Origin of the sequence: Streptomyces katrae (assembly GCF_002028425.1) — a bacterium.
Taxonomy (GTDB): Bacteria; Actinomycetota; Actinomycetes; order Streptomycetales; family Streptomycetaceae; genus Streptomyces; species Streptomyces katrae_A.
Genome location: NZ_CP020042.1, coordinates 5546034 through 5570856, shown reverse-complemented (window position 1 = coordinate 5570856; position 24823 = coordinate 5546034). Strand labels below are relative to the sequence as shown.

24 protein-coding genes and 1 riboswitch are annotated in these 24823 nt (G+C 73.0%); of the genes, 10 read left to right on the top strand and 14 right to left on the bottom strand.

Features of this window, described 5'->3' with window-relative positions:
* Nucleotide 1 precedes the first annotated feature (1 nt).
* From B4U46_RS25590 to B4U46_RS25550, 9 genes are all read left to right on the top strand, one after another.
* Nucleotides 2-1363 carry an aspartate aminotransferase family protein gene (locus B4U46_RS25590; RefSeq protein ID WP_079430015.1) on the top strand — a complete coding sequence of 454 codons (1362 nt, stop codon included), beginning with the start codon at nucleotides 2-4 and terminating at the stop codon, nucleotides 1361-1363.
* 158 nt (nucleotides 1364-1521) lie between these two features.
* Nucleotides 1522-2283, top strand: coding sequence for an ABC transporter ATP-binding protein (locus B4U46_RS25585; protein WP_079430014.1), 762 nt, complete (start codon nucleotides 1522-1524; stop codon nucleotides 2281-2283).
* The gene (locus tag B4U46_RS25580; RefSeq protein ID WP_079430013.1) at nucleotides 2265-3353 is read left to right on the top strand and encodes a hypothetical protein; all 1089 of its coding nucleotides are present in this window, start codon (nucleotides 2265-2267) and stop codon (nucleotides 3351-3353) included. Before B4U46_RS25585 ends, B4U46_RS25580 begins: the two co-directional genes overlap by 19 nt.
* 26 nt (nucleotides 3354-3379) lie before the next feature.
* Nucleotides 3380-4471, top strand: a complete 1092-nt coding sequence (locus B4U46_RS25575; RefSeq protein ID WP_079430012.1) for an LOG family protein — start codon at nucleotides 3380-3382, stop codon at nucleotides 4469-4471.
* Nucleotides 4472-4619: 148 nt separating this feature from the next.
* Nucleotides 4620-5525 (top strand): hypothetical protein, encoded by a 906-nt coding sequence (locus B4U46_RS25570; protein ID WP_079430011.1) that lies wholly within the window; start codon nucleotides 4620-4622, stop codon nucleotides 5523-5525.
* An 82-nt stretch (nucleotides 5526-5607) separates the two neighbouring features.
* Nucleotides 5608-6228 carry a hypothetical protein gene (locus B4U46_RS25565; protein WP_079430010.1) on the top strand — a complete coding sequence of 207 codons (621 nt, stop codon included), beginning with the start codon at nucleotides 5608-5610 and terminating at the stop codon, nucleotides 6226-6228.
* A 125-nt stretch (nucleotides 6229-6353) separates the two neighbouring features.
* Nucleotides 6354-6584, top strand: a complete 231-nt coding sequence (locus B4U46_RS25560; protein WP_079430009.1) for a ferredoxin — start codon at nucleotides 6354-6356, stop codon at nucleotides 6582-6584.
* Nucleotides 6574-7968: an NAD(P)/FAD-dependent oxidoreductase gene (locus B4U46_RS25555; RefSeq protein ID WP_079430008.1), complete on the top strand. Its 1395-nt coding sequence runs from the start codon at nucleotides 6574-6576 to the stop codon at nucleotides 7966-7968. The genes B4U46_RS25560 and B4U46_RS25555 overlap by 11 nt, the downstream gene beginning before the upstream one ends.
* Before the next feature lie 15 nt (nucleotides 7969-7983).
* On the top strand, nucleotides 7984-9234 hold the full coding sequence (locus tag B4U46_RS25550) for a cytochrome P450 (RefSeq protein WP_079430007.1): 1251 nt from the start codon (nucleotides 7984-7986) through the stop codon (nucleotides 9232-9234).
* Nucleotides 9235-9249: 15 nt separating this feature from the next.
* Here the strand turns inward: B4U46_RS25550 and B4U46_RS25545 are convergent, their stop codons facing one another.
* From B4U46_RS25545 to rpsB, 9 genes are all read right to left on the bottom strand, one after another.
* Nucleotides 9250-10272: an ABC transporter ATP-binding protein gene (locus B4U46_RS25545; protein ID WP_185117171.1), complete on the bottom strand. Its 1023-nt coding sequence runs from the start codon at nucleotides 10270-10272 to the stop codon at nucleotides 9250-9252.
* Entirely contained in the window at nucleotides 10272-11888 is a 1617-nt protein-coding gene (locus tag B4U46_RS25540; protein WP_107438449.1) for an ABC transporter permease, read from the bottom strand. The genes B4U46_RS25545 and B4U46_RS25540 overlap by 1 nt, the downstream gene beginning before the upstream one ends.
* A gap of 56 nt (nucleotides 11889-11944) precedes the next feature.
* Entirely contained in the window at nucleotides 11945-13075 is a 1131-nt protein-coding gene (locus tag B4U46_RS25535) for a thiamine ABC transporter substrate-binding protein (RefSeq protein WP_079430005.1), read from the bottom strand.
* An 89-nt stretch (nucleotides 13076-13164) separates the two neighbouring features.
* Nucleotides 13165-13292, bottom strand: a riboswitch (TPP riboswitch).
* Nucleotides 13293-13312: 20 nt separating this feature from the next.
* Nucleotides 13313-14428, bottom strand: a complete 1116-nt coding sequence (rlmN, locus tag B4U46_RS25530; RefSeq protein ID WP_079430004.1) for a 23S rRNA (adenine(2503)-C(2))-methyltransferase RlmN — start codon at nucleotides 14426-14428, stop codon at nucleotides 13313-13315.
* A gap of 137 nt (nucleotides 14429-14565) precedes the next feature.
* On the bottom strand, nucleotides 14566-15642 hold the full coding sequence (locus B4U46_RS25525) for a phosphatidate cytidylyltransferase (RefSeq protein WP_079430003.1): 1077 nt from the start codon (nucleotides 15640-15642) through the stop codon (nucleotides 14566-14568).
* Nucleotides 15642-16199, bottom strand: a complete 558-nt coding sequence (frr, locus tag B4U46_RS25520; protein ID WP_079431974.1) for a ribosome recycling factor — start codon at nucleotides 16197-16199, stop codon at nucleotides 15642-15644. The genes B4U46_RS25525 and frr overlap by 1 nt, the downstream gene beginning before the upstream one ends.
* Before the next feature lie 93 nt (nucleotides 16200-16292).
* The gene (gene pyrH, locus B4U46_RS25515; protein WP_079431973.1) at nucleotides 16293-17072 is read right to left on the bottom strand and encodes a UMP kinase; all 780 of its coding nucleotides are present in this window, start codon (nucleotides 17070-17072) and stop codon (nucleotides 16293-16295) included.
* 162 nt (nucleotides 17073-17234) lie between these two features.
* Nucleotides 17235-18071 carry a translation elongation factor Ts gene (gene tsf, locus B4U46_RS25510; RefSeq protein WP_079430002.1) on the bottom strand — a complete coding sequence of 279 codons (837 nt, stop codon included), beginning with the start codon at nucleotides 18069-18071 and terminating at the stop codon, nucleotides 17235-17237.
* 134 nt (nucleotides 18072-18205) lie between these two features.
* Nucleotides 18206-19084, bottom strand: coding sequence for a 30S ribosomal protein S2 (gene rpsB / locus B4U46_RS25505; RefSeq protein WP_079430001.1), 879 nt, complete (start codon nucleotides 19082-19084; stop codon nucleotides 18206-18208).
* Between the two features lie 250 nt (nucleotides 19085-19334).
* On the opposite strand from rpsB, the gene B4U46_RS25500 reads away from it, so the two are divergent.
* Nucleotides 19335-19853 (top strand): M23 family metallopeptidase, encoded by a 519-nt coding sequence (locus tag B4U46_RS25500; RefSeq protein WP_185117172.1) that lies wholly within the window; start codon nucleotides 19335-19337, stop codon nucleotides 19851-19853.
* Here B4U46_RS25500 and B4U46_RS25495 read toward each other — a convergent pair.
* From B4U46_RS25495 to B4U46_RS25475, 5 genes are all read right to left on the bottom strand, one after another.
* The gene (locus B4U46_RS25495; protein ID WP_079429999.1) at nucleotides 19850-20407 is read right to left on the bottom strand and encodes a TetR/AcrR family transcriptional regulator; all 558 of its coding nucleotides are present in this window, start codon (nucleotides 20405-20407) and stop codon (nucleotides 19850-19852) included. The genes B4U46_RS25500 and B4U46_RS25495 overlap by 4 nt on opposite strands.
* A gap of 91 nt (nucleotides 20408-20498) precedes the next feature.
* On the bottom strand, nucleotides 20499-21335 hold the full coding sequence (gene whiG / locus B4U46_RS25490) for an RNA polymerase sigma factor WhiG (RefSeq protein WP_079429998.1): 837 nt from the start codon (nucleotides 21333-21335) through the stop codon (nucleotides 20499-20501).
* A 239-nt stretch (nucleotides 21336-21574) separates the two neighbouring features.
* On the bottom strand, nucleotides 21575-22732 hold the full coding sequence (gene dprA, locus B4U46_RS25485) for a DNA-processing protein DprA (protein WP_079429997.1): 1158 nt from the start codon (nucleotides 22730-22732) through the stop codon (nucleotides 21575-21577).
* The gene (locus tag B4U46_RS25480) at nucleotides 22729-24354 is read right to left on the bottom strand and encodes a YifB family Mg chelatase-like AAA ATPase (RefSeq protein WP_079429996.1); all 1626 of its coding nucleotides are present in this window, start codon (nucleotides 24352-24354) and stop codon (nucleotides 22729-22731) included. Before B4U46_RS25480 ends, dprA begins: the two co-directional genes overlap by 4 nt.
* Complete coding sequence (locus tag B4U46_RS25475; protein ID WP_079429995.1) at nucleotides 24354-24725, bottom strand: YraN family protein; 372 nt, start codon at nucleotides 24723-24725, stop codon at nucleotides 24354-24356. Before B4U46_RS25475 ends, B4U46_RS25480 begins: the two co-directional genes overlap by 1 nt.
* Between the last annotated feature and the right edge of the window lie 98 nt (nucleotides 24726-24823).

Here is a 24823-nt window from a genome sequence, read left to right as displayed (position 1 = left end):
CGTGAGCCAGGACCTCTCCAAAACCGCGTACGACCACCTGTGGATGCACTTCACGCGCATGTCGTCGTACGAGAACGCGCCCGTCCCCACCATCGTGCGGGGTGAGGGCACCTACATCTTCGACGACAAGGGCAAGCGCTACCTGGACGGTCTCGCCGGACTGTTCGTGGTCAACGCCGGTCACGGCCGCAAGGAACTGGCCGAGGTCGCCTACAAGCAGGCCCAGGAGCTCGCGTTCTTCCCCGTGTGGTCGTACGCGCACCCCAAGGCCGTCGAGCTCGCCGAGCGCCTCGCCGGCTACGCCCCCGGCGACCTGAACAAGGTCTTCTTCACCACCGGTGGCGGCGAGGCCGTCGAGACCGCCTGGAAGCTCGCCAAGCAGTACTTCAAGCTGCAGGGCAAGCACACCAAGTACAAGGTCATCTCGCGTGCGGTCGCCTACCACGGCACCCCGCAGGGCGCCCTGTCCATCACCGGCCTGCCGGCCCTGAAGGCCCCCTTCGAGCCGCTGGTCCCCGGCGCGCACAAGGTGCCGAACACCAACATCTACCGCGCCCCGATCCACGGCGACGACCCCGAGGCCTTCGGCCGCTGGGCCGCCGACCAGATCGAGCAGCAGATCCTCTTCGAGGGTCCCGACACCGTCGCGGCCGTCTTCCTCGAGCCCGTGCAGAACGCCGGCGGCTGCTTCCCGCCCCCGCCCGGGTACTTCCAGCGGGTGCGCGAGATCTGCGACACCTACGACGTGCTGCTCGTCTCCGACGAGACGATCTGCGCCTTCGGCCGCCTCGGCACGATGTTCGCGTGCGACAAGTTCGGCTACGTGCCGGACATGATCACCTGCGCCAAGGGCATGACCTCGGGCTACTCCCCGATCGGCGCCTGCATCGTCTCCGACCGGATCGCGGAGCCGTTCTACAAGGGCGACAACACCTTCCTGCACGGCTACACCTTCGGCGGACACCCGGTGTCCTCCGCGGTGGCGCTGGCCAACCTCGACATCTTCGACAAGGAAGGCCTGAACCAGCACGTGCTGGACCAGGAGGGCAACTTCTTCAGCACCCTGCAGAAGCTGCACGACCTCCCGATCGTCGGCGACGTGCGCGGCAACGGCTTCTTCTACGGCATCGAGCTCGTCAAGGACAAGGTCACCAAGGAGTCCTTCACGGACGAGGAGACCGAGCGCGTGCTCTACGGCTTCCTCTCCAAGGCGCTCTTCGACAACGGCCTGTACTGCCGGGCCGACGACCGCGGCGACCCGGTCATCCAGCTGGCCCCGCCGCTGATCGCGGACCAGGGCACCTTCGACGAGATCGAGGGCATCCTGCGCAACGTGCTCACCGAGGCCTGGACCAAGCTGTAACAACAGAAAATAGTCCGAACCACACGGCCCGGATCCCCTGTTCGAGTGAGAACACGGCGGTCCGGGCCGTGTGCTGTCACCGTCCGGGCGGTTCATCTCTTTACATCTCTGTGCGGGCCAGTGACCGAAGCGGCTCCGCTTCGTTCCCCCGGACGGAGGTGTACGCCATGGTGGCTCCACCGGACAGTGCCCCGCCAGACGACGACGTCCTCTGGGCGCGGTCCCTTCACTACTCCCACATGGGTTCCCCCGGTCTGATCGGGGTCGGCGCCGGGGTCCGGCAGGGCGAGATCCTCGCCGTGACCGGCCCGCGCGGCAGCGGAAAGACCACCCTGCTGCGCTGCCTGGCCGGACGGCTGGTACCCGACCAGGGCGAGGTCCGGTTCGACGGGATCGCCGTCCACACCCTCGCCGCCGTGGCCCGCGAGCGGCTGTTCCGTGCCCGGTTCGCCTGGATCGGACCCGAGCCGCAACTGCTGCCCGAGCTCAAGGTGTGGGAGAACGCGGCCCTGCCGCTGCTGCTCACCGGCGCACCGCACCGCGCCGCCAGGGCCGCCGCCCACGAATGGCTGGAGCGCCTGGACATCGGCGGCTTCGCCCGCAAGCGCCCCGGCGCCCTGAACCGGGCCGAGTCCCAGCGGGTCGCGCTCGCCCGCGCCCTGAGCGCCGGGCCCGCCGTGCTCTTCGCCGACGAGCCCACGGCCCCGCTGCACCGCGCCGAGCGCGCGCAGCTGCTCCGTACGCTCACCACGGCCGCCCGCTCGCACGCGATCACGGTGGTCCTCGCCACCCACGACGAGGAGACCGCGGCCGCCGCCGACCGGGCCCTCGCCCTGATCGACGGCCGCCCGGCCGACGCCGCGGCCCTCGCCGACCCCGGGACCACGGAGGACCAGGCCGCGTGCTCCCTCTCCGCCTAGTCCGCGGCTCCCGGCCCCTGGTCCAGCTGCGCAGACTGCTGGTCGCCGCGGCCTGCGCCGGCAGCGGCCTCCTGCTGCTGTACGTCCTCGCGGACGCCCAGGCCCGGCCCGCCGGATCGTTCCCCCGGCTGCTGTGGGCGCTGGTCCCGCTCGCCGCCACCGTCCAGTTCGCCGTCGCCGTGGCCCGTACCGACCCGGCGACCCGGCCCCGCGAGGGGCTCGACGCCTTCGGGCTGGGACCCGTACGCCTCGCCCTGGCCGCGGCGGTCTCCACCGCCGTCGCCTGCGGCCTGGGCAGCGCCCTCGCCCTCGCCGCCTTCCTCCACCTGAGGGGCGAACTGGCCGGCCTGCCCTTCGACGGGGCCGGGGCCCGGCTGCTCCACGCCGGCCGGCCCCTGCCGGTGGCCGCCGCCCTCACCCTGCTGGCCCTGCTCCCCCTGACGGCCTCCGCCGCGACGGCCCTCGCCCTGCGCCCCCGGCCCCCGCACTCCGGGCCGGCCCCCCAGACGGGCGTGCCCTGGGGGGTGGCGCTCACCGCGTGCGGGCTCGGCCTCCTGGCGTACGCCCGCCCCGACGGCCCGGCGGTGCCAGCGGCAGGCGCCCTGATCGCGGTCGGTCTCGCCCTGGCGGGCCCCGGCCTGGCCTACGCCTGCGGCACCCTGGTGCAGGCCGTCCGCCCGGGAGCACTGCGGCTGCTGGCCGGGCGGACCCTGCAGGAGGAGGCCTCCCGGCTGGGCCGGCCCCTCGGGGTGCTGTGCGCCGTCGGGGCGGCCGCCCTCGCGGTCGCCCTGGCCCCCGCCGGCCCCGCCGGGGCGGCGCCGGCCCCGCTGGGACCGCTGACCGGACCGGCCGCCGCGCTGGTGGCGCTGTGCGCGGTCGCCTCGCTGCTCACCGCCGCGGTCGAATCCCGGCAGGCCCGCGGCGCCGAGCGGGCGGCGCTGGTCGACCTGGGCACCCCGGGCACGGTGCTGCGGTCGGCCGCGGGCGTGCGGGCCGCCGCGCTGTTCGTCGGCTGCGTACCGCTCGTGTGGGGTGTGGCGCAGCTGACGTCGCTGGCCCTGACCCGCTGAGCGGGGCAGCCCTTAGGGTAGGCCGAATGGTCAACGCAGACATCGAGATCGAGACGCTCGCCGAGTTCGACCGGGTGGTCGCCCGGGGTTCCCTGAGCGGCTACCGCATCCAGTCGGTCAACCTGCTGGAGCGGACCTTCGCCCTGCTGTCCGCGGACACCTCGGCCGCCGTGTTCCTGGGCTGCGCCATGGAGCCCGACGCCGCGGTGAAGGCCCGCGCGGACGGCGCGCTGGTCTTCCCGCCCGTGCCTGACCTGCCGTTCAACCCGTACCGCGGGCTGCTCTACACGGCGGAGGAACTCTTCGCCGGGCTCTCGGAGGGCTACGAGTCCACCCCGGACGCCCAGGCGTACGCCTGGTTCCAGGAGACGAAGGCCGACGGCGACGTCTTCTCCTCGATGCTGCGCTCCCTCCACGACGACGCGATCTCCGACGCCCTCGACGAGGCCCTGGCGGGCGCCCGCGTGGTCGGCGTGATGGGCGGCCACGCCATGGCCCGGGGCACCGACGCCTACCGCGGCGCGGCCGAACTCGGCCGGGCCCTGGCCCGCCGCGGGCTGACGGTGGCCACGGGCGGCGGCCCGGGCGCGATGGAGGCCGCCAACCTCGGCGCCTACCTGGCCCCGGCCCCCGACGGGGCGCTCGGGGAGGCGCTGGAGGTGCTGGCGAAGGCGCCCTCCTTCACCCCGTCGGTCTCCGACTGGGCCCGCGCGGCCTTCGCCGTCCGGGAGCGCTGGCCCTCGGGCGGCGACTCGGTGGGCATCCCGACCTGGTTCTACGGGCACGAGCCGCCGAACGCCTTCGCCGGGCAGATCGCCAAGTACTTCGCCAACGCCACCCGCGAGGACGGGCTGCTCGCCCGCTGCACGGCGGGCGTGGTGTTCCTGCCGGGCGCGGCCGGGACGGTGCAGGAGGTCTTCGACAACGCGACGCCGAACTACTACGCGTCCGCCGGCGGCCCCACCCCGATGGTCCTCGTCGACCGGCGCCACTGGACCGAGGAGCTGCCCGCCTGGCCGCTGCTGCGGGCCCTGGCCCGGGGCCGCGCCATGGAGTCGCGGATCGCGCTGGTGGACTCGGTGGACGAGGTCCCGGACGCCCTGGCCTCCCTGGCCTGAGGCACGGCCGCCGCCTCACGAAGGGCGGCGGGGCCGCGGCCGGGCAAAGAAGAGGTCAACGAACTCCCTTGCGGAGGCAACTTCGCGGCCCGTTCCGGCGTCTGGCAGAGGTACCGCCTTACCTGCCAGACATTGAACGGAGCCCTCTGTGCTCATAGGCCTGCTGACCGCTGTCGCGGCGTCCATCTGCTACGGGACGGGATCCGTCCTGCAAGCCGTCGGATCGCGCCGCGCCGCGCGGACGTCACCGGCCGCCGCCGGGGTGACCGCCCACGGCGGACCCAACCTGACGTCCACCGCCAAGGCCGCGATGACCTGGGAGTTCATCGTCGGCACCGTCCTGGACTTCGTCGGCTTCGGGCTGGGCGCACTGGCGGCCCGGCTGCTGCCCCTGTTCCTCTCCCAGACCGTGATCAGCGCCAATCTGGTGATCACCGCCGTGCTGAGCGTGAAGATGCTGGGCATCCGCCTGACCCGCAAGGAGTGGACCTCCATCGGGGTGGTCTGCGCGGCGCTGGTGCTGCTCGCGACCGCCGCCGGTCACGAGGGCGACCACCACGCCCCGATGGCCACCCACTGGTGGCTGCTGGCGGTGACCCTGCTGATCATCGTCGGCGGCACGGTGGCCGTACGGTTCCTCGGCGCCCGGGCCGCGATCCTGGCGGGCCTGCTGTCGGGGCTGGCCTTCGGCGCGCTGGGCGTGGGCGTGCGCGTCCTGGACGGGATCGACCCCTTCGACCTGGGCACGCTGCTCGCCGATCCCGCGCTGTACGCGATCCTGCTCGCCGGCGTCGGCGGCATGTACCTGCACACCGTCGCCCTGCAGATCGGCTCGGTGAACGGGGCCACGGCCGCCCTGGTGGTCGGGGAGACGGTCCTCCCGGGTGCGATCGGCGTGCTGTGGCTGGGCGACGCCTCCCGGCCGGGGCTGGCCTGGCTGGCGGTCGCCGGCTTCGTGCTGGCGGTGGCCGGAGCCGTCGCGGTGGCCTGGTACGGCAACCACGACGCGGCCGCGGCCCCGGCGGAGGAGCCGGTCCCCGAGCCGGTGGGCTGATCCGGCCGGTCCCGGGCCGGGGGGTTCACCCCGACGGGTCCCCGGGGTGGCGCCGCCCCGGCGGCCGGGGCCTGCTGGGGGCATGGACTCCCCCACCAGCACACGGCTGCGCACCCCCCGCGCCGCGGGCATGGCCGGTGTCGTCTTCGCCGTGCTGCTCGCGGCCGCGATCGTGCTCATGCGGACCGCCATCCCCTCCGGGAGCCCGGCCGAGGCCGCCGTGGACGCCGACAAGCGCTGGGCCGTGCGGCTGGCTCTGGAGATCGTCCCGTTCGCCGGGATCTTCTTCCTGTGGTTCATGGGGGCCCTGCGGGAGCACTCGGGCGAGGTGGAGGACCGTTTCTTCGCCACGGTGTTCCTGGGCAGCGGCTTCATCTTCGTCGCCACCCTGTTCGTGGCCGCCGCGGCGGCGGGCTCCGTGCTCGACGAGGCCGTCCCGCCCTCCGGCTTCGGCCGGCCCTTCGCCTACACCGTCCTGACCTCGTACGCGATGCGCGTGGCGGCCGTGTTCGCCTTCTCGACCTCGGCCATCGGCCGCCGCCTCGGCGCCTTCCCCCGTCCCGTGGCGCTGCTGGGCTTCGCGACTGGCCTGGCCCTGCTGGTGCTCGCGTCGGGGGTGCCCTGGGTCGAGATGGTCTTCCCGTTCTGGGTCCTCGTCGTCAGCCTCCACATCCTCCGGGCCGGCCTGCGTCGCACCCCCTGACCTGCGCCTTCGCCGGCCGTTGCGCCCGGCAGGCGGCGGGTGGCTCCCGCGCGCATGCTGGAAGGGTGGAGGGAGGGGCCTCGGGGGCTGTGGGGGGTCATCGGGCACGGAAAGGCTGATGCCTCATGAGGCTTGTCGTCGACCTGAACCGCTGTCAGGGGTACGCGCAGTGCGCGTTCCTCGCACCCGACGTCTTCACCATGCACGGCGAGGAGTCGCTGCTCTACAACCCGCAGGCCCCCGACGACCAGCACGACAACGTCGTGCGCGCCGCCCACGCCTGCCCGGTCCGGGCCATCCTGCTGGACGCGGTGAACGGATCCCTCCAGCCTCCGGAGGCGAGCGGTGAACGGTGACGGAGCGCTGGAGCAGCTCAAGCGCGAGGGCCGCATCGTCGTCGTGGGCGCCTCCCTGGCAGGCCTGCGGGCCGCCGAGACCCTGCGCGAGAAGGGCTTCGCCGGCGAGCTGACGATGATCGGCGACGAGCCCTACGAGCCGTACGACCGCCCTCCCCTGTCCAAGCAGGTCCTGCTGGGCATGGCCACCGCCGACGGGACGGCCCTGCCCCGGCGCCGGGACATCGACGCGAAGTGGCGCCTCGGGGTACCGGCCTCCGGCCTGGACATGGCGGCCCGACGGGTCCGGATGGCCGACGGGGACGAGGTGGAGTACGACCGCCTGCTGATCGCCACCGGGGTGCGCGCCCGGGCATGGCCCAACCCGGACGAGGCCGCCCTCGACGGGGTCTTCGTCCTGCGCACGCGCGGCGACGCGGCGGCCCTGGAACGCGCCCTCGCGGCCGGCCCCGGCCGGGTGCTGGTGATCGGGGCGGGGTTCACTGGCTCCGAGATCGCCTCCGCGTGCCGGGAGCGCGGGCTGGCCGTCACCGTGGCCGAACGCGCCGACGCGCCGCTGGTCGGAGCGCTCGGCGGGGTGATCGGAGCGGTCGCGGCCGAGATGCACCGCGAGAACGGGGTCGACCTGCGCACCGGGATCATGGTGACGAGCCTGGAGGGCGACTCCTCCGGCCGGGTCCGCGCCGCGCACCTCTCCGACGGCACCACGCTGGAGGCGGAGGTGGTCGTCGTCTCGCTCGGCGCCCAGCGCAACACCGAATGGCTCACCGGGTCCGGACTCGGCGCGGGTCCGCGCGGCATCGCCTGCGACGCGGGCTGCCGGGCCTTCGACATCTGGGGCATCGTCACCGACGACATCTACGTGGCCGGCGACGTGGCCCGCTCCCCGCACGCCCTGTTCGGCTACCAGTTCCTGTCGCTGGAGCACTGGGGCAACGCCGTGGCCCAGGCCGAGACGGCCGCGCACAACATGCTCAGCCGGAGCGCCGACCGCCGCCCGCACCTGTGGGTCCCGGCGTTCTGGTCCTCCCAGTTCGGCGTCAACATCAAGTCGGTCGGAGTCCCCTCGATGGGCACCGAGATCGTGATCACCCAGGGCTCGCGCGCCGAGCGCCGTTTCGTCGGCGTGTACGGGTACCAGGGCCGCGTGATCGGGGCCGTCACCTTCGACCAGTGCCGCTGGCTGGACTTCTACGAGCAGCAGATCGAGCGGACCGCGCCGTTTCCGCCGCCGTACCCGACGGTGGACCGCAGGCCCGAGGGGGAGCGGCCGCTGGACGCGGACTTCCCCGACCCTTCGGTGCCCACGCACGGACCGACGATCACCCTGAGCGGCTACTCGCCGGCCGACCGGCGGATGACCTTCACCCCGGCGCACAACTGAGCACGAGGACCCCTCATGACCCAAGGCATCCTGCGGCAGATCCTCGACTACTCCAGCCGCGCCAACCCGTACCCGCTGTACGAGGAGCTCCGCAAGACCCCGGTGTTCCACGACGGGGACGGCCCGTACGTCGTCAGCACCTACCACGAGATCAAGGGCCTGCTGCACGACCCGCGCATCAGCTCCGACGCCCGCAACCTGACCCCGACGGCCGGCGACCCGCTGAGCCAGGCCGACGAGGGCGGGAGCGAGGTCCTGCCCCCCTCCTTCCTGAAGCTCGACCCGCCCGACCACGACCGGCTGCGGCGGATGACCAACCGGCCCTTCGGGCCTCCGCACTCCCCGCGCCGGGTCGAGCAGATGCGCGGCGAGCTCGGCGGCATCGTCACGGGGCTGATCGACACCATCGCCGCGAAGGGCGACCCGAACCGGATCGACCTGGTGGAGGAGTTCTCCTACCCCTTCCCGGTGACCGTCATCTGCCGGCTGCTGGGCGTGCCGCCCGAGGACGAGGCCCGCTTCCACGTCTGGGCCGACACCCTGGCCGCGAGCCTGGACCCCGATCCGGACGCCGATCCCGCGGAGCGGGCCAAGAAGACGGAGGGCGCCCGCATGGAGCTCGGCATGTACCTGGCCGGGCTGATCGAGGAGCGGCGCAAGAACCCGACCGGGGACATGCTCTCGGAGCTGGCGACCGGGCAGGGCCCGGACGGCACGATGAGCACCATGGAGGTGCTCAGCACGGCGGCGCTGCTGCTGATCGCCGGCCACGAGACCACCGTCAACCTGATCACGAACGGCATGCTCACCCTCCTGCGCAATCCGGAGCACCTGGACCGGCTGCGCTCCGACCCGGACGTGGCGGTGCCGATGGTGGAGGAGCTGCTGCGCTTCGAGCCCCCGGTGCAGCTGCTGCCGCAGCGCAGCACCCTGACCGACATCGAGGTCGCAGGGGTGACCATCCCCAAGGGCTCCTCGCTGTGGCTCATCCTGGCCTCCGGAAACCGCGACCCGAAGCGGTTCGAGGACCCCGACCGCTTCGACCCCGACCGCCCGGACGTCCAGCACCTGGGCCTGGGCAGCGGCATCCACAGCTGCTTCGGGGCGCCGCTGGCCCGGCTGGAGGCTGCGCTGGCCCTGAGCGAACTGGCCCGCAGGCTGGAGAACCCGCGGCTGCTGGAGGACCCGCCGCCCTACCGGCAGAACGCGGTCCTGCGCGGCCCGCGCCACCTGCCCGTCGCCGTCGACGGCATCCGGGCGGCCTGATCCGCGGGCGGCGGCTCAGGCCACCGGAAGGACGACCACCTCGGAGGGCGTGAAGGCCACCGCGATCCGGTCCCCCACGGCCGGCGCGGCGGCCAGAGCGCACTCCGCCTCCAGTACGGGTCCCTCCTCGGGCCGCAGCAGCAGGGCCACGTGCGTCCCGCGGAAGGTACGGGACTCCACCACGCAGTCCAGCCCGGCCGCGGCGGGCACCACCCCGGCCGGCCGCACCAGCAGCCGCTGCTCCCCCTCGGGGGAGCCCTCCGGCACCGGGACCTTCCCCCACGGGGTGGCGGCCGCACCGCCGGTGACGGTGGCCGGGACCACGTTCTCGAAGCCGAGGAACCGCGCCACGAACTCCGACGCCGGCCGCTGCCACACCTCCAGCGGGGTCCCCGCCTGCGCGATCCGCCCGTCCCGCATCACCACCACCCGGTCGGCGAGCGCGAAGGCCTCGCCCTGGTCGTGGGTGACGGCCAGCACGGTGGTGCCCAGCCTGGAGAACAGTCCCTGGAGCTCGACCACCAGCCGCTCGCGCAGCCCCCGGTCCAGCTGGCCCAGCGGCTCGTCCAGCATCAGCAGCCGGGGCGAGGGGGCCAGCGCCCGGGCCAGAGCGACCCGCTGCTGTTCGCCGCCCGACAGCGAGGCCACGGCCCGGCGCTGGGCCCCGGGCAACCCCACGAGGTCCAGCAGACGGGCGACCCGCTCCTCGTACTCCGGCTTCGCGGAGCGCCGTACGCGCAGGCCGAAGGCGACGTTCCCGCCGACGTCCCGGTGCGGGAACAGCTGGTGGTCCTGGAACATCAGGCCCACCCCCCGCCGGTGCACCGGCACCCCGGCCTGGTCGGCGCCGCCCAGCAGGACCCGTCCGGCCGAGGGCCGCTGGAGCCCGGCCACCACCCGCAGCAGGGTGGACTTGCCGCTGCCGCTCGGTCCCAGCACGCAGACGGTCTCGTGTTCGGCGACCTCCAGGTCCACCGCGTCCAGGACCGTCCGTTCGCCGAAGCGGACCGTCACCCCTTCGAGCCGGAGCAGGGTCATCAGAACTCTCCCGAGGTCTTGTCGGGTCGCAGTCGCTCCAGTACCAGCAGGGACACCGCGCACACCAGCATCAGAATCGTGCTCAGGGCCATGGCCTGCCCGTAGTTCATCTCACCGGCCCGGCCCAGCAGCCGGGCCACGGCCACCGGCAGCGTCGGGTGGTCCGGCCGGGCGATGAACACCGTCGCGCCGAACTCGCCCAGCGAGACCGCGAAGGCGAAGCCCGCCGCGATCAGCACCGCCCGGCGCACCAGCGGCAGGTCCACCTCCCGCCACACCCGCAGCGGCGAGGCCCCCAGCACGGCCGCGGCCTCCCTCAGCCGCCCGTCGACGGCCCGCAGCACCGGCAGCATGGTCCGCACCACGAACGGCACCCCGACCAGCGCCTGGGCCAGCGGCACCAGGATCCAGGAGGTCCGCAGGTCCAGCGGCGGCCGGTCCAGGGTGATCAGGAACCCGAAGCCCACCGTCACGGCGGACACCCCGAGGGGCAGCATCAGCAGCGCGTCGAAGCCCCGGACGAAGCGGCCCGCCCGCCGGGCCAGCGCCGCGGCCGCGAGGCCGCCGACGGCCAGGGCGATCCCGGTGGCGGCGAGCGCGTACTGGAGGGAGTTCCAGACGGCCTCCAGCGGCGGCACCAGAAACGTTCCGCCCCCGGCACCGGCCTCCTGGAGCGCCCGGTAGAACCCGAACCCGTACCCGCCGGGGGCATCGAGGGACCGCTCCACCAGCACCGCGAGCGGGGCCACGATCAGCAGCGCCACCGTCAGCAGCACCCCGCCCAGCAGCCCGCGCTGCGCCCAGCCGCGCGGCGGGTGCGCGGTGCGCGCGGGGTCGACCAGCCGCAGCGCGGTCTCCCTGCGCCGCACGGTCCAGGCGTGCACCCCGAGGATCACCCCGACGGCGGCGAACTGGACCAGCGTCAGCACCGCGGCCGTCGGCAGGTCGAGCAGCTGCGCCGTCTGCCGGTAGACCTCGACCTCCAGCGTGGCGTACGAGGGCCCGCCGAGGATCTGCACGACGCCGAAGGAGCTGAAGGTGAACAGGAACACCATCAGCGCGGCGGCGGCCACCGCCGGGGCCAGCGCCGGCAGGGTCACCCGCCGCCAGGCCGCGAACCGCCCGGCGCCCAGCACCCGGGCGGCCTCCTCCTGGCGCGGGTCCAGCTGCGCCCAGAGCCCGCCGACCGTGCGGACGACGACGGCGTAGTTGAAGAACACGTGGGCGAGCAGGATCGCCCAGACGGTGGTGTCCAGCCGCACGCCCCACACCTCGTCCAGCAGCCCCCCGCGCCCGACCAGGGCCAGGAAGGCGGTGCCGACGACCACGGTCGGCAGCACGAACGGGACGGTGACCAGGGCCCGCAGCAGCTGCTTGCCGGGGAAGGAGAAGCGCGCGAACACGTAGGCGCCGGGCAGCGCGACGATCAGGGTGAGCGCGGTCGAGGCGAGCGCCTGCCAGGTGGTGAACCAGAGCACGTCGGCGATGTCCGGCTGGGCGAGTACCTCACCGATCCGGCCGAACTGCCAGCCCTCCCCGGTCTTGAGCCCGCGGCCGACGATGGCGGCCACGGGGTAGGCGAAGAACAGCCCGAAGAAGGCGAGCGGCACGGCCATCAGGGCCATCCTGACGGCGGTGGCCCGCCCGCCCTCCGCCGGGGCGCCGTCGCGTACTACTTCACGACGATCGAGGACCATGCCTTGACCCACTGGTCACGGTTCTTGGCGATGGCCTCGGGGGCCACGTTCTCCGGCTTCTCGACGACCACGCCGTGCTTGGTGAACACCTCCGGCAGCTTCGCGTCCTTGACCACCGGGTTCACGAACATCTGGAGCGGCATGTCCTCCTGGAACTTCTTGCCGATCAGGAAGTCGATGAGGGCCTTGCCGCCCTCCTCGTTCTTCGCGCCCTTCAGCAGGCCCGCGAACTCGACCTGGCGGAAGCAGGTGCCGGTGGCCACGCCCGTGGGGGCCTCGGCCGGCTGGGGCTCGCCGTAGAGGACCTCGACCGGCGGGCTGGAGGCGTAGGAGACGACCAGCGGGCGGTCGCCCTTGGCCTTCTTGCCGCCCGCGGAGCCGGAGAAGCGCTCGTTGTAGGCCTGCTCCCAGCCGTCGACGACCTCGACGCCGTTGGCCTTGAGCTTGCTCCAGTACTCCTTCCAGCCTCCCCCAGAGGCTTCGCCCTGGGAGGTGCCCCCATCGCCGTACTTGCCGACGGAGGCGAGGAGGAAGCCGAGGCCGGGCGAGGAGGTCGCGGCGTTCTCGGTGACCAGCAGGTTCTTGTACTCGGGCTTGACCAGGTCGTCCAGGGTCTGCGGCGGGGCGATCTTCTTGTCGGCGAAGTAGGCCTTGTCGTAGTTGACGCAGATGTCGCCGGAGTCGACCGGGGTGACGCGGTGCTGCCGGTCGAGGACGAACTCGGGCTTGACCTCCGCCAGGCCCTTGGCCTCGTACGGGGTGAAGATCCCGTTGTCGAGGGCGCGCGAGAGGAGCGTGTTGTCGACGCCGAAGAAGACGTCGCCGCGCGGGGAGCCCTTGGTGAGGATCTCCTGGTTGAGGGCGGCGCCGGCGTCCCCGGACTTCAGCACCTTGACGGTGTAGCCGCTCTGCTGCTCGAACTCCTTGAGGACCGGCTCGCTGACGTTGAAGGAGTCGTGCGAGACGAGGGTGACGGTCTTGGACTTCGGCGACCCGCTCGCGGCGGCCCCGCCCTCGTCCTTGCTGCCGCCGCCGCACGCGGTCAGCGTGCCGACGCCGAGGGCGGCGGCCAGCGCCGCACCCGCGATCTTCTTGGTGGTGCTCACGGTTGATTCCTCCTGGGTATGACCAGGAGAAGACGCGGCCCCGCCCGGGCGCTCTGGTGGAGCGCGGCGCCCGGGCAGGGCGCAACAGCTTGAGGTGGTGACCGAACTTCCTACCCAGAATGACCTGGGCGAGGTTCAGAGGGTCTGCGGCCACGGTGCTCGATCCAAAAACGTGTTGCCGCACTCTCAGCGCTGTGGCGCTCCCCTGTCGGAATATGCAGATGTACGCGGGCCAGACTACCGCTCGCTCGCCGCGAGCTGTCCGCACGCTCCGTCGATCTCCTGGCCGCGGGTGTCCCGGACGGTCACGGGCACGCCGTGCCGGGCGATGGCCTCGACGAAGGCCTTCTCGTCCTCGGGGCGCGAGGCGGTCCACTTCGAGCCGGGCGTCGGGTTCAGCGGGATCAGGTTGACGTGCACCCGCTTGCCCTTGAGCAGGCGGCCGAGGAGGTCGCCGCGCCAGGCCTGGTCGTTGATGTCGCGGATCAGGGCGTACTCGATGGAGATCCGGCGGCCGGACTTCTCGGCGTACTCCCAGGCCGCGTCGAGGACCTCACGGACCTTCCAGCGGGTGTTCACGGGGACGAGGGTGTCGCGCAGCTCGTCGTCCGGGGCGTGCAGTGAGACGGCGAGGCGGCACTTGAAGCCCTCGTCGGCGAACCGCAGCATGGCCGGGACCAGGCCGACGGTGGAGACCGTGATGCCGCGCTGCGACAGGCCCAGCCCGTCGGGCTCGGGGTCGGTGAGCCGGCGGATGGCGCCGACGACGCGGTTGTAGTTCGCGAGCGGCTCGCCCATGCCCATGAAGACGATGTTGGACAGGCGGGCCGGGCCGCCGGGGACCTCGCCGTCACGCAGGGCGCGCATGCCGTCGACGATCTGGTGCACGATCTCGGCGGTGGAGAGGTTGCGGTCGAGGCCGGCCTGGCCGGTGGCGCAGAACGGGCAGTTCATACCGCAGCCGGCCTGCGAGGAGATGCACATGGTGACCCGGTCCGGGTAGCGCATCAGGACGGACTCCACGAGGGTGCCGTCGTGCAGCTTCCACAGGGTCTTGCGGGTCGTGTCGTCGTCGCAGCTGATGTGCCGGATGACGTTCATCAGCTCGGGGAGCAGCTCCTGCTGGAGCTTCTCGCGCGAGGCCGCCGGGATGTCGGTCCACTCCGCCGGGTCGTGGGCGTAGCGGGCGAAGTAGTGCTGGGAGAGCTGCTTGGCCCGGAACGGCTTCTCGCCGATCGCGGCGACCGCCTCGCGGCGCTCGGCCGGGGTGAGGTCGGCCAGGTGCCGGGGCGGCTTCTTGGCCCCTCGCGGAGCGACGAAGGTGAGCTCACCCGGAGCGGGACGGGGGGCCATGCGGTACTCCTCGGTACGACGGGGTGGGGGTCACCCCGCGCGTGCAGGGCCGGTCCGCTGCGGCTCTCGGCCGCCGGACGGAAAGGGCGCGCCGCGTGAAAGCGGCGCGCCCTCCAGGATAACCCGGCCCGGACCCGTCAGCCGGTGCCGACGAAGGCCGCCAGCAGCAGCCAGACGACCGGGGCCGTCGGGAGCAGCGAGTCGAGGCGGTCCATGATGCCGCCGTGGCCCGGGAGCAGCGTCCCCATGTCCTTGATGCCGAGGTCGCGCTTGATCATCGACTCGCCCAGGTCGCCCAGGGTGGCGCTGACGGCGACGGCCAGGCCCAGCAGCAGGCCCTGCCACCAGGAGCCCCCGTCGATCAGGAACTCCATGCACAGCGCACCGGCCCCCATGGCGAAGGCCACGGCGCCGAGGAGTCCCTCGCGGGTCTTCCCGGGGCTGATGCGGGGTGCCAGCTTGGTCTTGCCGAAGCGCCAGCCGACGGCGTACGCCCCGGTGTCGCTGACGACGGTCAGCAGGAGGAAGGTCACCACCCGCTGCGGGCCGTCCTCGGCCGTGAGCAGCATCGCGACGAACGTGGCCAGGAAGGGCACGTAGAACGCCGCGAAGACGCCCGCGGTGACGTCCTTGAGGTAGTCCTCGGGCGGTTCCGTCATCCGCCAGACGAGCACCGCCAGCGCGGTCAGGGCCATTGCGACCCAGGCGCCCTCGGCCCCCCGGACGAAGCCGGCGATGACCATCGCCGCGCCGCCGACCGCGAGCGGGACCAGCGGGGCCTTGATGCCCTTCTTCTCCTGGAGCCGGGAGGTGAGCTCCCACAGACCGACGACGACGGCGACGACGATCACGCCGACGAAGACGGCCTTGACGATGAACAGCGAAGCGAAGATCACCGCGCCGAGGCCGACGCCGACCCCTATGGCGGCCCGCAGATCCCGCCCCGCGCGCTTCTTCTGCGGCGGGGGCGAGGCGTCCTGCGGTGCCTGCGAAGGCGGGGGCGGGGGGCTGGGCATGGGCTCCTGCAACGGCATCTCGGTACGGAGCGGGGGGCCGCCGGCGAAGGCGGCCCCCCGATCGCGTGCTTCCCGGTCGTCGAACGCACGGCCGGCGGCATCGGGCACGATGGGCATGGGCGCAGTCTGCGGGCCCACCAGCGCATCGTATGCGGGACCCGCCGGTACCGGCTCAGCGGCCCAGGGAGAGTCGTTCATCAGACCTCGAGGAGCTCGGCTTCCTTGTGCTTGAGCAGCTCGTCCACCTGCGCGACGTACTTCGCGGTGGTGTCGTCGAGCTCCTTCTCGGCGCGGCGCACCTCGTCCTCGCCGGCCTCCTTGTCCTTGACCAGCTTGTCGAGGGCGTCCTTGGCCTTGCGGCGCACGGAGCGGATGGAGACGCGGGAGTCCTCGGCCTTGTTCTTGGCGACCTTGATGTACTCCTTGCGGCGGTCCTGCGTCAGCTCGGGGAAGGTCACCCGGATGATATTGCCGTCGTTGCTGGGGTTGACGCCCAGGTCGGAGTCGCGGATGGCCTGCTCGATGTTGCGCAGGGCGCTCTTGTCGAACGGGGTCACGACGGCCATGCGCGGCTCGGGCACCGAGAAGGAGGCGAGCTGGTTGATGGGCGTGATGGCACCGTAGTAGTCCGCCACGATCTTGTTGAACATCGCCGGGTGCGCACGGCCCGTGCGAATCGCGGCGAAGTCTTCCTTGGCGACGACGACGGCCTTCTCCATCTTCTCCTCGGCCTCGAGGAGGATTTCTTCGATCACCACGTGCTCCTGCATGTCAGATATGGATGGTTCAGGCGGGCGGGGCGGTGCGGGCCGCCCGGACCGGGCCCCGGGGGGCCCGGTGCGACGGGCTCAGGCCCGGGTGCCCTGGTCGCTCACGAGCGTGCCGATCTTCTCACCCTTGACGGCGCGGGCGATATTGCCCTCGGCGAGCAGTTCGAAGACCAGGATCGGCAGCAGGTTGTCGCGGCACAGCGTGATGGCCGTGGCGTCGGCGACCTTGAGGTCCCGGGACAGCACCTCGTTGTACCCCAGCGCGTCGAACTTCACCGCGTCCGGGTTGGTCTTCGGGTCGGAGTCGTAGACCCCGTCGACGCCGTTCTTGCCCATGAGCAGGGCCTCGGCGTCGATCTCCAGGGCACGCTGGGCGGCCGTGGTGTCGGTGGAGAAGTACGGCATGCCCATACCGGCGCCGAAGATGACGACGCGGCCCTTCTCCAGGTGGCGGACGGCGCGCAGCGGGATGTACGGCTCCGCGACCTGGCCCATGGTGATGGCGGTCTGGACGCGGCTGTCGATGCCCTCCTTCTCCAGGAAGTCCTGGAGGGCGAGGCAGTTCATGACGGTGCCGAGCATGCCCATGTAGTCGGACCGCGCCCGGTCCATGCCGCGCTGCTGCAGCTCGGCGCCGCGGAAGAAGTTGCCGCCGCCGATGACGACCGCGATCTCGGCGCCGTCTCGGACCACGGCCGCGATCTCGCGGGCGATGGCGTGCACGACGTCAGGGTCGACACCCAGCCCGCCGCCGCCGGAGAAGGCTTCGCCGGACAGCTTCAGCATGAAGCGGCGACCCTTCTTGTCGTGGTCGCTCTTGTCGTGGGATGCGGTGTGGGGGTCCACGCCCTGATTCATGGAGATCTCCTCGTGCACATACGAAGAAGGCCATTGCCGGTGGGTCCTCGCGGTTCCCTCTGCGGCAATGGCCTCCTCGTCAGATCTGCGGTCGTCCGGCGCAAGCGTGGACGACTGCCTCAGACCCTATCGGGGTCCGGTGTCCGTCGCGTACGGACGGACTCAGATGCCGACCTTGATGCGGGCGAAGCGCTTCAGGGTGACACCGGCCTCGTCCAGAACCTTCTGGACGGACTTCTTGTTGTCCAGCGCGTACGGCTGGCCGAGCAGCGTGGCGTCCTTGAAGAAGCCGTTGACGCGACCCTCGACGATCTTGGCGATCGCGGCCTCGGGCTTGCCCTCGGCGCGGGTGGTCTCCTCGGCGACGCGGCGCTCGGACTCGACGATCTCGGCCGGGACGTCCTCGGCGGTGAGGTACTTCGGCGCGAAGGCGGCGATGTGCTGGGCGATGCCCTTGGCCAGGTCGGCGTCGGCCTTGTCCAGCTCGACCAGGACACCGATCTGCGGCGGCAGGTCGGGCATGGTGCGGTGCATGTAGGAGGCCACGAAGGCACCCTCGTACGCCGCGAAGCGGTCCAGGACGATCTTCTCGCCGAGGTTGGCGTTGGCCTCGTCCACGAACGCCTGGACGGTCTTGCCGGGCTCGATCTCGGACGCCAGCAGCGCCTCGATGTCGGCGGGCTTGGTGGCGGCCACGTGGGCGGCGAGCTGGTCGGCGACGGCCAGGAACTTCGGGCTCTTGGCCACGAAGTCGGTCTCGCACTTGAGCTCGACGAGCACGCCGGAGGTGGCGTCCTCGGAGATCAGGGAGGTGACGGCACCGTTCTCGGCGGAACGGCCCTCGCGCTTGGCGACACCCTTCAGGCCCTTGACGCGCAGGATCTCGTTGGCCTTGGTGACGTCGCCGTCGGCCTCGACGAGCGCGTTCTTGCAGTCCAGCATGCCGGCGCCGGTGAGCTCGCGGAGCTTCTTGACGTCAGCGGCGGTGTAGTTCGCCATGAGTCTGTGATTCTCTCTCGAAGTCGTAGATCTACGGGTGAACGGCGGAGGAGCGCGCTCGTGGCGCGGCTCCCCCGCCGTCATCGTCCGTGCTGCGAGTGCCCGGCGGATGAACGCCGGGCGCTCTCAGTGGGTCAGGCCTGCTCGGCGGCCGGAGCCTCGGCAGCGGGAGCCTCGGCCGCGGGGGCCTCGGCAGCCGGGGCCTCGGCCACGGGGGCCTCGGCGTCAGCCTTCTTCTCGCCCTCGAGCAGGTCGCGCTCCCACTCGGCGAGCGGCTCGGCGGCGGCCTTCTCGCCCGGCTTCGAGTCACCGGTCGCAGCGCCGGAACGGGCGATGAGGCCCTCGGCGACGGCGTCGGCGATCACGCGGGTGAGCAGGGTGACGGAGCGGATGGCGTCGTCGTTGCCCGGGATCTTGTAGTCGACCTCGTCGGGGTCGCAGTTGGTGTCGAGGATCGCGACGACCGGGATGTGCAGCTTGCGCGCCTCACCGACGGCGATGTGCTCCTTCTTGGTGTCGACGATCCAGACGGCGCTGGGAACCTTCGACATCTCGCGGATACCACCGAGGGTCTTCTCCAGCTTGGCCTTCTCGCGGGAGAGGACCAGGAGCTCCTTCTTGGTGAGACCCGAGGCCGCGACGTCCTCGAAGTCGATCGCCTCGAGCTCCTTCAGACGCTGAAGGCGCTTGTAGACGGTCGAGAAGTTGGTGAGCATGCCACCCAGCCAGCGCTGGTTGACGTACGGCATGCCGACGCGGGTCGCCTGCTCGGCGATGGCCTCCTGCGCCTGCTTCTTCGTACCGACGAACATGATGGAACCGCCGTGCGCGACGGTCTCCTTCACGAACTCGTAGGCGCGGTCGATGTACGACAGCGACTGGAGCAGGTCGATGATGTAGATGCCGTTGCGCTCGGTGAAGATGAAGCGCTTCATCTTCGGGTTCCAGCGACGGGTCTGGTGACCGAAGTGGACGCCGCTCTCCAGCAGCTCCCGCATCGTTACGACGGCCATGGCCATCTCCTTGGTTTCTCGGTTTTGGTTCCTGACGCCCCGCCGCGCCCTGCCCCATGAAGGGACCGAGAGGCGCTGCCACCCGACCGGAACCGGTCGGCGCTGGGGCGTGCGAAGTCGACCCGGTGACCCGGATCGCCACAAGAAGTGTACGGGACCCGGCGGTATGCCGGGTGACGCCCTTGTCCACACCCTTTCGCCCGTCCACAGGCACGGGCGGGCCGCGGGTCCCGCGCGGGACCCTGGGCGCATGACGACGACGCTGCTGCTCACCCTGCTGTTCGCCCTGTCCGGGGCGCTGGTCCCGGCTCCCGCCGGCGTCCCCGCCGAGGGGGCCTTCCGGGCGGTCCGGCCACTGCCGGCGCCGCTGTCCGTCGCCCGGTGGTGGGACCCGCCCCCGACCCCGTACGCGGCGGGGCACCGGGGGGTGGACCTGTCGGCCCCGGCGGGAGCGGAGGTCCGGGCCGTGGGGCCGGGGCGGGTCCACTACGCGGGGCAGGTCGCGGGGCGGGGCGTGCTGTCCCTGACCCTCCCTGGCGGGCTGCGGACCACCTTCGAGCCGGTGCGGCCGCTGGTGGCGGAGGGGGAGGCGGTCACGGCGGGCCAGGTGGTGGCGGTGCTCACGGAGGGCTCCCACTGCCCGGGACCCTGTCTGCACTGGGGCCTCCTGGCGGGCGAGGACTCCTACCGCAACCCGCTGGCCCTGCTCCCCGGGGCCACGCCCCGCCTGCTGCCGTCCGCACCCGGCCCGCAGGCCCCGCCCCGCTAGCCGCTGATACCGCGGAGGGCCATGGCCACCGCGGTGGACGTGATCACGGCGGGCTCCTCGGCGGCGCCGAGCTCGATCCGGCGGGCCGCGGCGTCCACGACCCCCTGGAGCAGCAGGGCGGCCAGCCGCGGTTCCGGCTGCCCGAGGGCCTCCAGCGCCTCGCCGATCATGGCGACGAGGCCGCCGTGCGCGGCGCGGATCTTCTCCCGCGCGCCCGCGTCCAGCTCCCCGGCGGAGATGGCCACCACCGCCCGGTGCCGGCGGTCGCCCACCAGCTCCAGCTGGCTGCGCACGTACGCCTCGATCTTCCCCTCGGGCGTGGGCGCGGCCTCCATGGCCGCCTCGATCTCGGCGGCCCAGACGGGGAAGTCCACGGCGCACAGCTCCTCGACCACGGCCGCGCGCGACTTGAAGTACTCGTACACGGAGGACCGGGCGAGACCGGTGCGCTCCGCGAGGGCGGGGAAGGTCAGGGCCTCGGTCCCGCCTTCCGACAGCAGGGAACGCGCCGCGTCCAACAGGGCGCCGCGCTGCATCGACCGGTGCTCGGCCACGGAGGCCGCTCGAATCCTGGGCACGTCACCACTGTACGGAGGTGCGCAAGCTCCCCGGCGGCTCCGCCCGGCCGCTGCGCCCGGGGGCGGCTCAGCGGCCGACGTCCGCGAGTTTGGCGCGCAGCTGGAGCACGGATTTGGTGTGGATCTGGCTGACCCGGCTCTCGGTGACGCCCAGGACGTTGCCGATCTCGGCGAGGGTCAGGCCCTCGTAGTAGTAGAGGGTCACGACGGTCTTCTCCCGCTCGGGGAGGGTGTTGATGGCCCGGGCGAGCAGCCGGCGCAGCTCCCGGTCCTCGGCCACCTCCACCGGGTCGTCGGCGGCGGTGTCCTCCAGGGTGTCCATCAGGGAGAGGCGGTCGCCGCCCTCCCCGCCGACGTGCAGCAGTTCCTCCAGGGCGACCACGTTGGCCAGGGACAACTGGCTGAAGACGGTGTGGAGTTCCTCGACCCCGATGCCCATCTCCCCCGCGACCTCGCCCTCCGTGGGGGTGCGCCGCAGCTGGGCCTCCAGCGTGGCGTAGGCGCGTTCCACGGCGCGGGCCTTCTGGCGGACCGAGCGCGGGATCCAGTCCAGCGCCCGCAGCTCGTCGATCATCGCGCCGCGGATGCGGGTGATCGCGTACGTCTCGAACTTGATGGACCGCTCGATGTCGAACTTCTCGATCGCGTCGATCAGTCCGAAGACCCCGGAGGAGACGAAGTCGGCCTGTTCCACGTTGGGCGGGAGACCGACGCTGACCCGGCCCGCCACGTATTTGACCAGCGGCGAGTAGTGCAGGATCAGCTGCTCCCGCAGCCGCTCGTCACCCGAGTCCTTGTATGAGCGCCAGAGCAGCTCCAGGGACGAGGGCTCGGTGGACCGCACGCCGCCACGGGCAGCGGGTGGCACCGAAGCGCGGTCGGACCCTGAGGTGTGCTGGGGCATGCTTCGCCTTTGCCGGAGCGGGATTCCTTGGGAGCGTAGCGTGACGGAAGAGTCGCGGTGCGCGAAGAGTACGGGATGGCGCAGGGCCGCAGGAGCGCCCGGACCCGGGCGGGCGGCCCGGGTCCGGCGCCTCGCGCACGGTCCGGGCGGCCGCCTCGGGGAAGACCGCGTCTCTCATCGCCTTCACTCTTTCACCGGAACGCCCCAGGTCAACGACCGCCTCGCCGTGCGGCCACGGATTACGCCTCCCCCTTTGGTCCGGGGCGGGCCAACCGCCAGGCGTCGCCCTGCCGTTCGACGAACCCCAGAGAGTGAAGTTCGTACAGTCTGCCGATGACTTCATCGGTGCCGGTGCCCGCGGCGAGGGAGATCTCGTCCACGTCGGCGGGGCGGCCGGCGGGGAGCGCTTCGAGCACCCGCGCGGCCGCGGGGTCGAGCAGGTCGCGGGCGAGGACGGGCCCGCGCGGGACGGGGGCCAGTTCGCCCATGGCGCCGACCAGTTCGATCACCTCGGCGGCGTCGGTGACCAGGACCGCCTCGCCCCGCAGCAGCTCGTGCACCCCGGCGGAGAGGCCGCTGGTGGCGGGGCCGGGGACGCCCATGGTGAGGCGGCCCAGGGCCTGGGCGCGGCGGGCGGTGACGAGGGAGCCGCTGCGCCGGGCGGCCTCCACGACCACGGTCCCCCGGGTGAGGGCGGCGATGACGCGGTTGCGCAGGACGAACCGGCTGGGCGTGGGATGGCTGCCGGGCGGCAGCTCGCCCAGGACCAGCCCCTGGCGGGTGATCCGGCCGAGCAGCCCGGCGTGTCCGCGCGGGTAGACGGTGTCCACGCCGCAGGCCAGCACCGCGGCCGTGGCTCCGCCGGAGGCGAGGGCCCCGCGGTGGGCGGCGCCGTCGATCCCGTACGCGGCGCCGGAGACCACCACCCAGCCCCGCTCGGCGAGCCCGGCGGCCAGGGTCTGCGCCATGTGGGCCCCGTACGGGGTGCAGGCGCGGGCCCCGACCACGGCGACGGAGCGCAGGGCCCAGGTCCGCAGGTTCGGCCGGCCCCGCAGCCAGAGTCCGACGGGCCGGGCGTCGCCGAGGTCGTCCAGCTGGGTCGGCCACTCCGCCGAGCCCGGGCAGACGAACCGGACGCCCTCGGCGGCGGCCCGTTCCAGATCCCGGGCGGGCTCCGCGAGCACCGCCCGCCTGCGGTACCCGGCGAGCCGCTCGGGGCCCGCCCCGGTCAGCGGGCCGGCCTCCCCGCCGTCCCCGGTCCGTGTCAGGTGGTGTATCAGGGCGACGGGGCCGAGCTCCCGCAGCCAGCGCCCGCCGTGTTCGTCGCCCGGCTCCAGGACCCTCGTGAGCGCGGCGCGGGCCAGGAGGACGGGGTCCGGCGGCCCGGCGGCGGTCACGGCCCACTCCCCAGGGCCAGCGCCGCCCCGCGGGCGATCCCGGTGCGCAGCTCCAGCGCCACGGCCGCGTCCAGCGCCTCCGGGCGGTCGCGGCCGCGCAGGTCGGCCACGGTCCAGGCGACCCGGAGCACCCGGTCCAGCCCCCGGGCGGTCAGCAGCCCGCGCTCCATCTCCCGCTCGGCCTGTGCCAGGGCACCGGGACCGGCCGGCCAGCGGGTGCGCAGCTCGTGTCCCGGCACCTCGGCGTTGAGCCGCCAGGGGGTGCCCCCGTACCGGGCGGCGGCCCGCTCGCGGGCCTCCCGGACCCGGTCGGCGACGACCCGCGTGGCCTCGCCCCGGCCGCCCCGGCCCAGCAGGTCGGAGCGGGTGACCGGCTCCACCTCGACCCTCAGGTCCACCCGGTCGAGCAGCGGGCCCGACAGCCGGGCCTGGTAGCGCCTGATCACGGAGGAGGGGCATTCGCAGCCGGCCCCGTTCAGGGTGTGCCGGCCGCAGGGGCAGGGGTTGGCCGCGAGGACCATCAGGAAGCGGGCGGGCAGCCTTACCACCCCGGCGGCCCGGGCGATGACCACGTGCCCGGCTTCGAGGGGCTGGCGCAGGGCGTCCAGCACCTTGCCGCTGAACTCGGCCGCCTCGTCCAGGAAGAGCACCCCCTTGTGGGCCAGGGAGACCGCCCCGGGCCTGGGAATCCCGGCGCCGCCGCCGACCAGGGACTGCATGGTCGCCGAGTGGTGGGGGGCGCAGTACGGGGGCCGGGAGACGAGCGGTTCGCCGGGCGGCAGGATTCCCGCGACCGAGTGGACGGCCGTCACCTCCAGGGAGTCCTGTCGGGTGAGCGGCGGCAGGATCCAGGGCAGCCGCTCGGCGAGCATCGTCTTGCCGGCGCCCGGCGGCCCGCTGAGGAAGAGGTGGTGGCCCCCGGAGGCGGCCACCACCAGGGCCCGGCGGGCGCTGTGCTGGCCGGCCACGTCGGCGAGGTCGGGGAAGTCCGGGCCCTCCTGCCCGCCCCGGGCCAGGCCCGCCCCCAGTCCGGCGCCGGGCAGGACCAGGCCGGCGAGCATCGGGTCGGGGCGCCCCTCCCCCTCCGGCGGGTCCTCCTCGGGGACCGGTGCGTCGGTCAGCACGGCGATCAGCTGCCGCAGGCTGCGCACGCCCAGCACCGACACCTCCGGGACCAGGGTGGCCTCGGCGGCGCACTGCTGCGGCACCACCACCTGCCGGTACCCCGCCTCGGCGGCGGCGACCACGGCCGGCAGGATCCCCCGCACCGGGCGGACCCGGCCGTCCAGGCCCAGCTCCCCGATCAGCACGAGGTCGGCGATCGCCCCGGGGTCGAGCACCTCGGCGGCGCCCAGGACGGCCGCCGCGACGGCCAGGTCGAAATGGGCCCCGGACTTCGGGACGGAGGCCGGGCTGAGTCCGACCGTGAGCTTCTTCTGCGGCCAGGGCGCGCCGGAGTTCACCACCGCGGCCCGTACCCGGTCCCGGCTCTCGACCAAGGTCTTGTCGGGCAGCCCCACCAGGGTGAAGGCCGCCACGCCCGGTTCGAGGTCGGCCTGGACCTCCACCACGACGCCCTCGACGCCCACCAGGGCCACCGAGCACGTCCGCGCGAACCCCATCAGGCGGCCCCCCTGACATGCTCCACCACGGGCGCGCCGCGCCGGGGCAGCAGGACCCCGACCAGGTCGATCCGCACCCCGCCCGGCGGCGGCCCCCCGTGGTCGGCGAGCCAGCGCCCGGCGAGCCGGCGCAGCCGCTCGGCCTTGCCGGCCCGGACGGCGGCCATGGGGTGTTCGAAGTCCCCCGCGCGGCGGGTCTTGACCTCGCACACGACGAGGGCGTCCCCGTCCCGCGCGACGATGTCGATCTCCCCGCCCCGGCACCGCCAGTTCCGGGCGATCACCGTCATTCCCGACTCGGTGAGCCGCCGTACGGCGAGCTCCTCGCCGTAGCGCCCCAATGCCTGTCGTGCCACGCCCTTCGCGTTCATCCGGCACCACCTCCGGCACCGACGATCGCGCGTCCCGGCCCACCGAGTGGATCTTGGTGGACAACCCGGGCGTTGTGGAGGGAGCGCTCACCCTCACG